This is a genomic window from Pseudomonas sp. 44 R 15, from assembly GCF_900004965.1.
Lineage (GTDB): Bacteria > Pseudomonadota > Gammaproteobacteria > Pseudomonadales > Pseudomonadaceae > Aquipseudomonas > Aquipseudomonas orientalis_A.
Map to the genome: position 1 here is coordinate 53,545 of NZ_CVTU01000054.1, position 13,435 is coordinate 66,979.

At 61.1% G+C, this 13,435-nt stretch carries 7 protein-coding genes and 2 pseudogenes; 3 read left to right on the forward strand and 6 right to left on the reverse strand.

Annotated elements, in window-relative coordinates; all coding sequences use genetic code 11:
- Positions 1-138: 138 nt before the first annotated feature.
- The 6 genes from BFP93_RS06545 to BFP93_RS06570 all read right to left on the reverse strand — a co-directional run bounded on the left by BFP93_RS06545 (position 139) and on the right by BFP93_RS06570 (position 9,836).
- Positions 139-1,479, reverse strand: coding sequence for an MFS transporter (locus tag BFP93_RS06545; RefSeq protein WP_065892492.1), 1,341 nt, complete (start codon positions 1,477-1,479; stop codon positions 139-141).
- Positions 1,480-1,534: 55 nt separating this feature from the next.
- On the reverse strand, positions 1,535-2,359 hold the full coding sequence (locus tag BFP93_RS06550; protein WP_065892493.1) for an aspartate/glutamate racemase family protein: 825 nt from the start codon (positions 2,357-2,359) through the stop codon (positions 1,535-1,537).
- A gap of 33 nt (positions 2,360-2,392) precedes the next feature.
- The gene (locus tag BFP93_RS06555; protein ID WP_065892494.1) at positions 2,393-3,283 is read right to left on the reverse strand and encodes a hypothetical protein; all 891 of its coding nucleotides are present in this window, start codon (positions 3,281-3,283) and stop codon (positions 2,393-2,395) included.
- Positions 3,284-3,348: 65 nt separating this feature from the next.
- Entirely contained in the window at positions 3,349-5,007 is a 1,659-nt protein-coding gene (locus tag BFP93_RS06560; protein ID WP_065892495.1) for a hydantoinase B/oxoprolinase family protein, read from the reverse strand.
- A gap of 13 nt (positions 5,008-5,020) precedes the next feature.
- Positions 5,021-7,105 (reverse strand): hydantoinase/oxoprolinase family protein, encoded by a 2,085-nt coding sequence (locus tag BFP93_RS06565; RefSeq protein WP_065892496.1) that lies wholly within the window; start codon positions 7,103-7,105, stop codon positions 5,021-5,023.
- 175 nt (positions 7,106-7,280) lie between these two features.
- Positions 7,281-9,836: a LuxR C-terminal-related transcriptional regulator gene (locus BFP93_RS06570; RefSeq protein WP_256095183.1), complete on the reverse strand. Its 2,556-nt coding sequence runs from the start codon at positions 9,834-9,836 to the stop codon at positions 7,281-7,283.
- 481 nt (positions 9,837-10,317) lie between these two features.
- On the opposite strand from BFP93_RS06570, the gene BFP93_RS06575 reads away from it, so the two are divergent.
- The 3 genes and pseudogenes from BFP93_RS06575 to BFP93_RS29595 all read left to right on the forward strand — a co-directional run.
- Positions 10,318-11,958 carry a methyl-accepting chemotaxis protein gene (locus tag BFP93_RS06575; RefSeq protein ID WP_065892497.1) on the forward strand — a complete coding sequence of 547 codons (1,641 nt, stop codon included), beginning with the start codon at positions 10,318-10,320 and terminating at the stop codon, positions 11,956-11,958.
- A gap of 246 nt (positions 11,959-12,204) precedes the next feature.
- Positions 12,205-12,879: pseudogene (locus BFP93_RS29590) on the forward strand (PAS domain-containing protein); the annotation flags it as partial.
- Positions 12,880-12,984: 105 nt separating this feature from the next.
- A pseudogene (locus tag BFP93_RS29595) lies at positions 12,985-13,419 on the forward strand (methyl-accepting chemotaxis protein); the annotation flags it as partial.
- Positions 13,420-13,435 lie beyond the last annotated feature (16 nt).

Consider the following 13,435-nt stretch of genomic DNA (forward strand, 5'->3'; position numbering starts at 1 on the left):
TCGTGATCGACGCGGCTGTAGCGGACCCGTGGAAGCGATCCGTTAAGCTCGCGGCGTGCTGCTATTCAAACGCAGTCACTGACGGGCGGATGTCGGTGACCGCCGAGGGGCGCGTGTGAAAGCGCGATGTGTTGCACGTCAGTCCAGTGTCTTGCCTTCGGTTTCGGGAATGAACAGCGTCAGCACCACGGTGACCAGCATGAAGGCGTTGATGAAGGTGGTGGTGATGTTGAACGAGGTGCCATAGGCCACCAGCGCACCGATCAAGGAGGGGGCGAGGATGTTGGCGATGCGTTGGGCCAGAATCGCCCAGGCGTAACCGATGGTGCGTAGCCGGGTGGGGTACAACTCGGCGATCCAGGTGCCCCAGACGCCCCAGGCACCCAGGCTGAAGAACGCCAGCGCGAAGTTGCTCAGGTACAGCATCTCCAGTGTTTGTGAGTTGGCAAAACCATAGCCGGCGATCACCGAGGCGCTGATAAAACCGACGATGATCTTCTTGCGACCATAGCGATGGGTCAACCATGACGCGGCCATGTAGCCGGGGATCATGCACAGCGCTGACAGCGCGATGAAGCCATAGCTCTGCGGCAGGGTCAGGCCGCGTTGTTGCAGCAACGTCGGCAGCCAGGTTTGCAGGCCCCAATAGCCCCAGGAAAACGTGAAATTGACCAGGATCTGCAACGCGCTGACTTTCAACAACGCCGGGGCGAACAGCTCCCGTTGCCGACCGCGGTTGACCGTGTCCACCTGCAGTTGGCAGTCCTGCGGCACCTGCACGGCACCTCGGCTCAGGCGGGCGAGCACGGCGCGGGCCTGCGGCTGGCGCCCCACACTGGCCAGCCAGTACGGCGACTCCGGCACCCAGCGCGCGACCACCAGTGCCCACAGGCCACCGAGTGAACTCACCGCAATGACCGTGCGCCAGCCATAGGGCATTAGCCACACGGTAGCCCCCAGCGCCAGGAGCATGCCGATTGGCCAGCCCGACGCCAGGTATACCGTCAAGGCGCCTCGCTGGCGCACAGGCAACAACTCCTGGTAGTGGGCGAAGGTGACCACCATCATGCCCACGGCCGCGACGCCGGAGAGCAGTCGCAGTACGTACAGGGTGATGTAGTCCGGCGCGAAGGCGCTGGCCAGCGAGATCACGCCGTAACTGGCCAGGCTCCAGATCACCGCCCCCTTGCGTCCGATGCGTTCGGCCAGCTTGCCCCAGATCAACGAGCCCAGCAGCATGCCGATGAACATGGCGCCAATCAGGTGGCCGACGGCTAAAGCGTCCAGCGCAAAGTCCTGGGCGATCAGCGGCGCGGTGTAGACAATGATCATCATCTCCCACGCCTCGATGGCGAAGACGAAGAACAACGCAAGGCAACACTTGAGGTGCTCGCGGGTCAGGGGCACATCGCGGAAAACGTCGCCCACTTGCCGGGTGGAGCGTGCTTCGTGCTTGGGCATTGCAATGGATTCGCTCATGAGGGTGAGGTCCCTTTAAGGGAGATGGCCGCTCGGCCATCTCAAGGTTGAGACGCTAGGCGTCCACGCGATTGCCGATGGGCACGGGGCCCTGGAACAGGCCAAAGGTTGTGATCTCGCTTTCAGGCGGTGGCTCGCAGCTGCCAACGCGACTTGGAGACCAGCCGAAGCGTTGCTTCATGCCGGCCAGCGCCTCGGCCATCTTGAACGCGGCCACGACGGGATCGATGACCGGCACGCCCACCTCACGCTGCACTTGCTCAAAGAAGCCGAACTCAATGGTGCAACCCAGGATAATGGCTTCGGCGCCGTCTTCTTCGACGGCCCGAATGGCTTGTTCAATAATGCGGCGCCGGGTGAGGGCAGGGTCTTTCTGGAATTCATCGACGCCCATTGCGAGTGCGCGCATCGAAGCAAGTCGATCTCCCGCGCCATAGCCACGAACGCGCCCACGCATCTGCTCCATCCACTTGTCACGCCCGACAATAATCGAGTAGCGGTTGGCCAGTTGTGCGGCCACCTGCAGGCTCGACTGGCAGGGCGCGACAACCAGGCAGTTGCCGGAAATTTCTCGCGCGTCCTCCAGCGCCGGATCGTAGAAGCAGCCGATCACCAAGGCGTCGATGTGCTGCTGGGCGCAATCACGCGCAATGCGAACGGTGCGTTCATAGGTCAGTGCCTCATAGGTCCGGTATTCCAGGTGCGTCGGACTGGGCGCCATGTCAAAGGACACCACTTCAACGTGGGTCGACGGTTGTTTAATGCCGTGCAGTAAGTCGGCAATCGGTGCATCAAAGGTGGGGCAGCCAATCGGATTGAGCCAGCGTACCGAAACCGCTACATCGTGGGGCTGGAGGGGAGGGGTTGTTGCAGTATCCATGCGCGATGTCCTCACATCAAAGGGGTGCCAGGGCTAGAAGAACTTCACCAGCGCCATGGTCAGTTCAGTGGAGCGCGGCAGATTGGCGCTGCGGTAGTAATCGAAATTCATATTGGCGGACAGGAAGAGCTCTTGTTGGGCAAACCCGGTGTAGGTCATGGAGGGGCCGATCTTTCCCACACGCGACGATGCAAAGCTTGCGGCCGCGCGGTTATTGACGTGGTAGACGTGATGCACGCCCAGCCAGAGGTCATCGCGCACCAGGTAGCCTGCGGCAATGTCGGCGAACCAGTAGCTGATGCCGCCACGCAGCTGGCGCAGGTCGCCGTCCCCCAGGTCGGTGGAGTTGCGATTGCGTGCGGCGTAATGCACGCCGGCGGGGGTGAAAGTGGCGGCGAATTTGCCCTGCCGCCAATAGTTGGCCACGCTGAAACTGACCGCGTAACGGTTGGCAAAGGCACCGTAGCCGGCGACCTCGTTGTTGCCGTTGGGAAACTCGACCATCAGTGTCGGGTTGACCCAGAACGTGGTGTAGTCCGCAGCGCCGTAGGCACTGGTGGGTTCAAGCACGTTGTAGTAGTAAGCGAGGCCGAGATTGGGGGAGGCAATTCCCCATGGGCTGGTGTTCTTCGCACCTTGGGTACTGGCGTAACCCGGGACGGCGCCCACCCAGAACTGCAATTGATCGCGGGTGGTGTCGGTAAAGCCGGTTTCGGAAAAGTACGCCAGCACCGTGTTGCCGCCAGCACGTACATTGCCTTCGGCGTCGCGGTTGAACACGGGAAAGGTTTCCAGGGCCCAGCGCCCGGGCAACCCGGGTTGTCCAAAGCCAATGAACTGTTCGGCGTGGGCCGAAGGGCTGTTGCCCAGCACCAGCGCCAGCGAAACCACAGCGCCGAAGCGCGTCAACGGATGTTGCAACATGACGATTCCCTCTTATTGTTGTAGGTGAGCGCATGGGAAGGCCGCCGCTTGGCGGCGGGTTGGGGTCAGGGCATGACGCCGTACACGGCGTAGGCCGTTTGTTCGTCGAGGTAGCCATTCTTCAGGTCGTTGCGCACGGCGGCGGGGTCGCGTGCGGCCGGCGGTCCGTAGCCCCCGCCGGCACCGGTGCGTACGCGTACCAGGTCGCCTGCATTGAGCGGCACTGCGCTGGCCATGGCGTAGCGTTGCGGCGGCTGGTCACCGCGCAGGACTTCGACGTAGTTGGGCGTGCCGTCCAGACCCTCTTGCAAGCCCCATGGTGGTACGACCGAGCGGGTGTAGCCGCAGGTCAGGAAGCTGCCGTCGGCCCGCACGCGGTAGTCGATGCAAATGCCGCGACCGCCCCGGAACTGCCCATGCCCGCCCGGTTCGTCGTTCAACGCCATGCGTTCCACGTACAGGCCGTAGCGGGCCTCGCACACCTCAACCGGACAGTTGTAGGTTTCGCCGTGCAGCCCGGAATAAACGGCGTTGTTGCCATCGCGTCCGGGCTCAGCGCCCCAACCACCAATCTCTGGCTCCACCAGGGTAAAAACGCGGCCGGTGTCCGGATGCCGACCGCCGATAATGGTGGCGCAGACCGAAGCGAAGTTGCCGGCGGGCAGCCGATTGGGGAACCGCTGGGCCAGACAGCGCAGGATCAGGTCATGCACGCGGATCAGGTTCTCGAAATAGAAGCCTTCAGCCGCCGGTGACTGGGCATCGAACAGCGAGCCCGGACGCGTCAGCACCGTCAGCGGACGGAAGGTGCCGCCGTTGGTGATGCCCTGCGGTGCCGTCAGCGCCTTGAAGACCATCTGCGCCGCCACCACGGCGCCGTCCCGGCTCAGGTTGGTTGGCCCTGCGCACTGGTCGGGGTTGTCGCGCAAGTCGATAGTCAAGGTGTGGTCATGAATGTGTACGGTGACCTTGAAGAGGCTGCCGTCGTCCTGCGGTTCCTCCAGAAACAGGCTGGCATTGGGCAGCTCCATCAGAGCCTTGCGCGAAACCTTTTCGCCCAAGTCCATGAAGTCCTGCATGGCCATCAGGAACAGGTCCGTGCCGTATTTGGCGGTCAGCTCACGCAGGCGCAAGGCTCCACTGCGCACCGCTGCCACGCCCGCCCACAGGTCGCCCTCCATGAAGTCCGGCATGCGCGTGTTGGCGCGCAGGATCTGCAACACGGAGCGAATCGGTTGGCCGCGGCTGATCAGCTTGACCGAGCACAGGCGCAAACCTTCCTGGAAGATATCGGTGGCCTGGGTCGACAGCGACCCAGGCACCATGCCGCCGACATCGTTCCAATGGGCAATGTTGGCGGTCCAGGCCACACGCCGCCCGTCGGCGAACACCGGCATGGCCAGCACCACATCATTGAGGTGGGTCACAGCGCCGCTGTGAGGGTCGTTGCAAATGAAGACATCGCCGTCCTGGATATCGTCGGGGCCGGTATGGTGCAGCAGGATCTGTTTGACCGCCTTGTCCAGCACGCCGACAAAGGCCGGGATCCCGGCCCCGGAACTGGCGATGTCACCGTGGGTGTCGGTGATGCCGGTGCCCATGTCCAGCACCTCGTAGATCACCGGGCTCATCGCCGCCTTGCGCATGGCGGCGAACATCTCGTCGGCAATGGCTTGCAGCGAGTTCTGGATAATGTCGCGGGTGAAGATGTCGAGTGTATGCATGGTGATATCCCCGTCAGCCGTTGAGCGTGATGTGCAGGTTGCCGAGGCGGTCCACGAGCACGTGGTTGTGCGGGTGAACCACGACGGTGGTGCCGGCGTCTTCAATCACGGCGGGGCCGTCAAAGCACATGTACGGCTCCAGCAGGGCGTAGTCATAAATGGCCGCTTCGTGAATGCCGTCCGTGGCGTAGTCGACTTGGCGTTGGCCCTTGCGGGCGGCGTCAATCGTGCGCCCGGTGACGGGGAGGGCCTGGGGGATCAACTTGTCGATTTGGGCGACAGCGACCAGATGGAAACCGACAATCTCCAGCGGCGCCTCGAGGCGATAGGTGTAGTGCTGTTCATAAAGCGTGTGGAAGCGCTGTGCGATGTGTTTCCAGTCACTGTCCAGGCGTTCATCAAGGCCCAGCGGTACTTCCACCGAATGCTCCTGGTTCTGGTAACGCAGCTTGCAATGCACCTGAAGTTCGACCCGCTCCGGGGGCACAGCCTCGGCCGTGAACTGCTCGCGGGCGCTGGCCACCAGTTCCTCCAGGAACGCTTGGGTGTGCTCCAGGGCCTGTGACTGCGTGGTGTCAACAAAGCGATTGATGAACAAGTCACGACGCAGATCCGAAAGCGTCATGCCCCATGCCGAGAACACCGAGGCCCCACGGGGGACGATGACCTTTTTAACCCCCAGTTCCTGGGCCAGGGCCACTGCATGCAGTGCACCTCCACCGCCAAAGGCCATCAAGGTCAGCTCGCGTGGGTCGTGGCCACGGCTCAATGACACCAGCTTCAAGGCGTTGACCATATTGTTGTTGGCCAGGCGTATTACGCCGCGTGCGATCTCATCGGCAGGCAGTTGCAGGCGCTCGCTCAGCGCGTTGAAACCCTGGGCGACGGCCTTGACGTCGGCGCTCACTTCGCCGCCGCAGAAGTACTGCGCATTGATGCGGCCCAGCGCCAGATTGGCGTCGGTGGTGGTGATCTCGGTGCCACCTTGGCCATAGGCGGCCGGGCCGGGCACGGCGCCGGCGGACTGTGGGCCGACATGCAGCTTGTCGAATGCGTCGACCCAGGCGATGGAACCTCCACCATTGCCGATTTCCACCAGGTCCACCACCGGCACCATGATCGGGTAGCCGGCATTGATTCGGTCGCGCTCGATCCAATAGTCCGTCTTGATCGCAACCTGACCGTTGCGGATCAGCGCGCATTTGGCCGTGGTGCCGCCGATGTCCAGCCCGAGCAGGTTGGGCTCATCGATCAACCGGCCCAATTCGGCCGCTGCCCAGAAGCCACTGGCCGGCCCGGACTCGACCATGGTGATAGGGATATCGCGGGCATGGGCCACGCTGTCCACACCGCAATTGGACTGCATGATGTACAGCGGCGCCTGATAGCCCTCGCTGCGCAGGCCAGCCTCCAGCTCATCCAGGTAGCGGGCGGCGATCGGTTGCACATAGGCCGAGAGGGCCGTCGTACTGGTGCGCTCGTATTCGCGCCACTCGCGGGTGATCTGGTGCGAGGCAACCACCGAGACCTCGGGCCACAAGCGTTTTACCTCGTTCAACACCGCCTGTTCGTGGCTGGGGTTGGCATAGGCATGCAGCAGGCAGATGGCGATCGCTTCAACGCCATCGGCACGCAAGCCCTCAATCATGGCCGGCAGTTCATCCAGCGCCAACGGCTCGCGTTCGCGCCCATCGGTGCACAGGCGTCCGGCAACTTCCAGGCGTAGGTAGCGCGGCACGAACGGGGCGGGCTTGACCCACTTCAGGTTGAAATAGTCGGGCCGGTTGGCGCGTGCGATTTCCAGGATGTCGCGAAAACCTCGTGTGGTAATCAGGGCGGTTTTGACCCCACGGCGTTCGGTCAAGGCGTTGATGACCACCGTGGTGCCATGGGCGAGAAAATCAACCTGCGACAGGGTGACCCGAGCCTTGCGGATCACATTGAGAATGCCCTGGGCAAAGTTCGGCGGGGTGGTATCGACCTTGGCGGTACGGATCGTCTGTTGACCGGTGACGGGATCGTTCTCGAAGTACACCAGATCGGTGAAGGTGCCCCCCACATCGGTCGCGACGCGCACAGTCTTGCGGTTTGATTGCACAGTGCATCTCCTGAGGTTTGTTGTTCTTGTCAGGCACAGGAGATGGCTGCCGTCGCGACCCTCCTCTGCGGATGGTCACGATGCTAGGCAGGGCCTCGGGCGGGTTGCTACGGGCGGGGCGGGTAAGGGGCGGGCAATCGCGCGTTGCCCCTACCCAGGTGGGTAGGTTTGCGGCTCAGAGCGAGGTGTCGAGATAGCCTTCGCGCAGTGCCGCGCTGATGGCGGCTGTGCGGTTGTCCACTCCCAGTTTGGCGAACAGGTGCTTGAGGTGAAATTTCACGGTGTTTTCGGAGATTTCCAATGCGAGCGCGATCGCTTTGTTGGATTGACCCTGAGACAGCAGGCTCAGCACCTGGCGTTCCTTTGCACTCAACACGCTGTGTGCGGGCATGGGATGTGCCCGCCAGCCGCGCAATCGCTTGATCACCGAGGTGAGCATCGGTGGTGGCGCCGGATAGTCCAATAACGCGGGCAGCAGGCTCGGCCCGACTTCCAGGAGCAATCCTGGCAGGCCATGCTGGATGATCGGGGCCAGGGTCTGTTCGGTGTCCTCGGCATGAAGCGTGCGCACCTTGCCGCTGGCGGCCAAGGCCATCAACCTCAAGCGCCACGCCGGCAGGAGCAACGCTTTTGTCTCCATCTGCGCGGCGACACGTTGCAGGCGGGTCAGCGCGGCAGCCGAGAGGCCGCTCTGCAACTGCAGACGGGCCAATGCCAGCGTGGCGGCTTCTTGACCACGCCAATCCTGGGCACAGTTGGCGATGCGCTCCAGGTCCATCTGTAAAAGCGCCTGGCGGGCGATAGGCAGTTGCCCTCCCTGCACCCACGCATCGATACGCCAGGCCTGCACCAACCTTGATAAACGTGGCCATTGGCGGGCATCAGCCAGTTGGTCGACATGGTTCAGTTCCAATAGAGCCGCGTGCAGGCCATGGCTACGCAACCGCGTGCGCCAGGTGAGTTCAGCCGTTACGGCGACAATATCCAGCCAACCGTCGGCATGCTCCAGCGCGGCCCAGCCGTCCTCGAGCCAAGGCCGGGTCTGCGCCCATTCACTTTGCCAATACAGATGCCTGGCCTTGAAACAGCCCACCAGCGCCCGCAATGAACTTTCCTGGCCGAATTGCCGGGTGGCAAACGTCAGGGCCTGCTCCAGCAGCACACTGGCTTCATCGATACGTCCAGCGAGTGCCAGGGCTTGCGCCTCGTGAATACGGCAATAGTTTTCGCCGCGTGGGCTGGCAATGACGCGCATTTTGACGTGTGCATCTCTGATGGTGCGCAAGCTCGATTCCAGTTCGCCGCGTGTCAGGGCGGCCAGGGCCAGCACGCACTCCAGGGTGGCTTGCGCGAGTGTCTGGTCGAGGGCGGAGGGGCCGGCATGGACGCTCAGGGTGTCGGCGTCAAGAGTGTCCAGGTGGTCGTGATAGGCCGCTGCGAGGGTCTGGATGACGTGAAAGTCGCGGGCCAGTCGCGCGTCTGCGGCGACCTTGCCGCTGGCGCGTTGCAGCAACTGCGTCGACAGCGCGTGATCGCCCAGCTTGGCGTGCAGATAGGCCTGGAGCAGCAGGAGATCGGGATGGCTGTTGCATGTGGCGGCATCGAACTGTTGCAGCAGACCTTGGGCGTAGCGGATGCCATGGTGCAATACCAGCTCCCACCCCCCGGCGCTGACCACCAGGCTCACCGCCAATGGGATGTCGTCAGCCTTGAGCGCATGGTGAACGGCCTGGCTCCAATCCTTCTGGCCCGCGAGCCAGTGTGCCGCAGCGCAATGAATAGACTGGCGCTGCCGGCTGTTGACGCGCAGTCGCAGGAAATCCCGCAAAAGGGTGTGGTAGCGAAACCATTGGCGCTCCGGATCCAGCGGAATCAGCAAGGTGTCCAGGTGGGCAAGTTGTTGCAGCCGTTCGGCACTGTCATGACGACCACCCACCGCATCTGCCAGGTCGGCATTGAAGCGTTGCAGCAGGCTCGTCTGCAGCAGCAGTGACTGGCAGTCTTCGGACAGGCTAGTGAATATGTGCGTGGTGAGGTAGTTGGCGACATCCGCCACACCGCCGGAGAAGGCGGTCAGACCATAAATCGAACCGTCGTTACTCGTGCGCCATAAGCGGGCCAGTTGCACTGCCACGGCCCACCCTTCGGTGGCCTTGTGTACCTGGCACAAGGCAGCGGCGTCCAGATCAGCGCCGAGAATGCCACGGGTTTCTTCAAGGGACAGGGTCAACGCCTGTGCACAGACTTCGTGTACCCAACCCTTGGCTTTCCAACGTGACAATGGCCAGTCCGGTTGTGCGCGGCTGGCCACCACCCAGTGCAGCCAAGGCGCCGCATGCTCCAGCAAATGGCTCAAAATGGCGCTGACCTCGGCACTGGCAGCGAGATGGTAATCATCCAGAAACAGGGTGACTACCCGGTTTTCCCGGGCAAGTGCCTGCAACAAGGCATTGAGTGTGCGTCGTGGCTGCACGTCCATCGCCTGTGAGGCCGCCAGAGAGGGCAAGTGCGCCAGTTCAACCCCAGCCTGGTCCAGGGACAGGATCAGGTAGGCCAGAAAACGGTTGGGTTCGACATCAGCCTCATCCAGCGACAGCCAGGCCGATACCGTATCGGGCGCTTGTTGCCGCACAGCTGCATGCCATTGCATCAGCAAGGTGGTTTTGCCATAGCCCGCCGGAGCCGTCAGCAACGTCAGCGGGACAGGCGCGTTCTGCTTCAGGGAAGCCAACAGCGTTTCTCGCGCAACAGATGTCGGCAACACCTGCGGCGGCGTCAGCTTGCCCACCCAGTACCCTGCGTTTGTTGAATGGGAGGAGGGAGTTTGATTCATCGTGAGCGTCACTGGTGAAGAGGTTTTGGCATTGTTGTAACAGCAAAGTCGCGGAGGCATGGGTTAACTGTGTTACAGCTTTTGCATTCAAGGGGGTATAACCGGAGTGACTCCAGACCCCGCTGCCCTCGCGGCCGACGCCTTTGATCCCAGGGGCCATACCGAAAATAAATTCATTTGTTTTCTGCAAGCTCGCTCTTTTCCAACCTGACCCATGCCCGCGTGATAGCACTGAGCTATCAATGCAGTGCGTAATACTCAATGGATTGGTTATCCGGCATCGACGTATCTTCAACCCACCCAGCGTGATTGGCTCACCGCGCCCCTCGCGTCATCCGCATCAATCCAGTCCCATGACGGGCATATTTCAGAGTAAGCCATGAAGAAAACGCTTTCGTTGGCCACACGCATAGGGCTGAGTTTCGCAGCCATCCTGGCGCTTCTGACGATGATCACCGCCATCGGCATTCAGCGTGTTGGCTTCATCGATGCCACGTTGGGCGATGTCGGTGAAAACGCGGCAAAGGTGCAGCGCTACGCCATCAACTTCCGTGGCAGCGTGCATAACCGCGCCATTGCTATCCGGGATGCGGTGCTCGTGACCAGCGACCATGATCTGGACACATACTTGTCGCAGATCAAAGCCCTGGAGCAAGCCTACGCCGACTCGGCGGCGCCGATGGATCAGTTGTTCACACGCGCAAGCGTGACGGGCGAAGAGCTTCGACTGCTGACCGCAATCAAAGAGATTGAACAACAAACCCTCACATCCACCCAGGCGGTCATTTCACTGCGCCGAGCGGGGGACATTCCCGCAGCCCAGGCGCTGCTGATGCGTCAAACGTCTTTGGATTACAGCGAGTGGTTAAAACGCGTGAATGCGCTGATTGACTATGAAGAGGCATCCATCAAGGCCAAGCTCGGCGCGGTGCAGGAAACGGCCAGCCAGTTCAGTACCCTGATGTTGATCGCGACCGGCATTGCCCTGCTGCTGAGCGTCACGTTATCGGCGGTGATTATTCGCTTCGTTAAATCGACATTGGGCGCGGAGCCCACTGAGGTGGCGTTGGCCATTGAGCGTCTGGCGGCGGGTGATCTGAACCAGACGATTTCCACTGATTACCCCAAGAGCGTGATGGGGGTGCTCAAAGACGCGCTAGTGCACTTGGCGCAGACTATTCAACAAGTGCGCGGGGCAGCCCAGGAGGTCAATCATTCCTCCATCCAATTGTCGGCCACCTCGTCGACCAACAATGACCAGATCAACCTGCAAACCCATGAAGCCGAGCAGGTGGCTACGGCCATCACGCAAATGGCCGCGACGGTCAGCGAAGTATCCGGCTATGCCGCGCAGGCGGCTGATGCTTCCCGCCTGGCCGACATCGAAGTGGAAAACGGTAATCGATTGGTTGCCAGCACTGCCGTTGCTATTGAGCAACTGGCAATAATGCTGGATCAAACCACGGGTACCGTAAATCAGGTATCCAAATACAGTGAAAATATCGGGTCAGTGATCGATGTCATCAACTCCATCGCTTCTCAAACCAATCTGCTGGCGCTGAACGCTGCTATTGAAGCAGCGAGGGCAGGAGAACATGGGCGCGGATTTGCGGTGGTCGCTGATGAAGTGCGCTCGCTGGCCAACCGTACCCAGCAGTCCACCGAGGAAATTCGGGAGATGATCAGCACGCTGCAAGTGGGGACAGAAGCCGCTTCGCAAACCATGCGCAACAGTTGCGAGCTGGCAAGCCAAACCGTCACACAAACCCGCAGCGCGCAGAGTGCGCTGGCCAGGATCAGCGAGCAGGTTGGCGCCATCAGTCATATGAACGCCCAGATTGCCAGCGCTTCCGTACAGCAGAGTGGCGTGGCCGATGATGTCGCTCAAAACATCAACCGTATTCACGGCTCCACCGTGCAATCAGCCACCGGTTCGCATCAGGTTGCAACCGCTAGCATGGAACTCTCGCAGCTGGCGGATCGCCTTACGGCGAAAGTGGCGTTCTTCACGGCCGCTTAGGGCGCCAGGTTGGCGCAGGACGGCGTCGTTGACACGTCGGGGGCGCAGGTCGGTACTTTAACCTCCCATCATTTATCTGCGTCGAACGGCCTCAATATCATGCAGGCGGTGCCGATAGACTTGTTATGACCCTATAGGCGGTTTTCCATGTTCAATACCAAACTCAAGAACCAGCTTCACGCTCAAACGGCAGAGCTGTTGGAGCTGCGCCAACTGCGCGATGGCCTGAACCGCGAAATGCTGACGATGAGTATCGACCCGGCATTCAAAATTATCGCCTGCAACGAACATTTCGCAGGCGCCTTGGGCTACGACCAGGATCGGCTCCTGGGTCGCGCCATGGCTGATGTTGTTCCGCAGTACGTATCCAAGCTCCCATGCTTCCACAACTTTCGAGCAGCGGTAGCGGCGGGTAAGTCCATCTCTGATGAATACCGATACCTGCACGCCGATGGTTCCCTGGTGTGGCTTCACGCACATTGGCAACCTGTAAAGGATGAAAATGGCAAGTTGAGCCATGTGACCTGCCATGCCACAAACATCACTTCGCGCGTGGAACAAGCGTCGGAAAACACATCCTTCATCGATGCATTACTTCGTTCGACGGCCGTGATCGAGTTCGATCTTTCCGGGCATGTACTCATGGCCAATGAGCAGTTCTTGAAAGCGATGGGCTACAACCTGAACCAGGCAAAGGGCAGTCACCACCGTATTTTCTGCAGGCCGGATGAAGCGTCGTCGCAGAAATACAAGGAGTTCTGGTCTACCTTGAATAAGGGTGAGTTTGTCGCCGGGCGATTTGAGCGTGTTGACAGCAGCGGTAGGACGGTATGGCTGGAAGCGACGTATAACCCGGTTTATGACACCGAAGGAACGCTCTGCAAAGTCGTCAAGTTTGCGACGGTTATCACCGACCAGGTCGCGCGTGAACAGGACGTCAGTGAAGCAGCCCAAACGGCATTTGAGATCTCCCAGCAGACGGATGTAACTGCTCAGCGCGGAGCCGTCGTAGTCAACGATACGATGCACACCATGCGTAAAGTCGCGGGTGATATGCAGGCGGCCTCCGGCGGGGTAGAGGCGCTCGGCAAGCAGTCGTTGTTGATCAGCTCGATCATTCAGACGATCAGCAGCATTGCGCAGCAAACCAACTTGCTGGCATTGAATGCGGCGATTGAAGCTGCTCGCGCAGGTGAGCAGGGGCGAGGCTTCGCTGTGGTAGCCGATGAAGTTCGACAACTGGCCGGCCGCACCAGTACCGCGACTGAAGAAATCGCATCGGTTGTGTTGCAGAACCAGAAGCTGGTGGAACAAACCGTCGCTGAGATGGCAAACAGTAAGTCCCAGGCGGAGCAAGGCCTTGAACTTGCCACGCAGGCCGGCCAGGTCATTGTTGAAATTCAGGATGGCGCCAAGAGAGTCGTCGAGGCGGTGGGCAGGTTCGCGACTCAAGTGGCTTAGGTCGCGCAGGAATCGT

Coding starts and splice junctions, on each gene's coding strand:
- BFP93_RS06560 (WP_065892495.1), bottom strand. CDS start 5,007: ATGCATACACTCGACATCTTCACCCGCGACATTATCCAGAACTCGCTG.
- BFP93_RS06555 (WP_065892494.1), bottom strand. CDS start 3,283: ATGTTGCAACATCCGTTGACGCGCTTCGGCGCTGTGGTTTCGCTGGCG.
- BFP93_RS06575 (WP_065892497.1), top strand. CDS start 10,318: ATGAAGAAAACGCTTTCGTTGGCCACACGCATAGGGCTGAGTTTCGCA.
- BFP93_RS06545 (WP_065892492.1), bottom strand. CDS start 1,479: ATGAGCGAATCCATTGCAATGCCCAAGCACGAAGCACGCTCCACCCGG.
- BFP93_RS06550 (WP_065892493.1), bottom strand. CDS start 2,359: ATGGATACTGCAACAACCCCTCCCCTCCAGCCCCACGATGTAGCGGTT.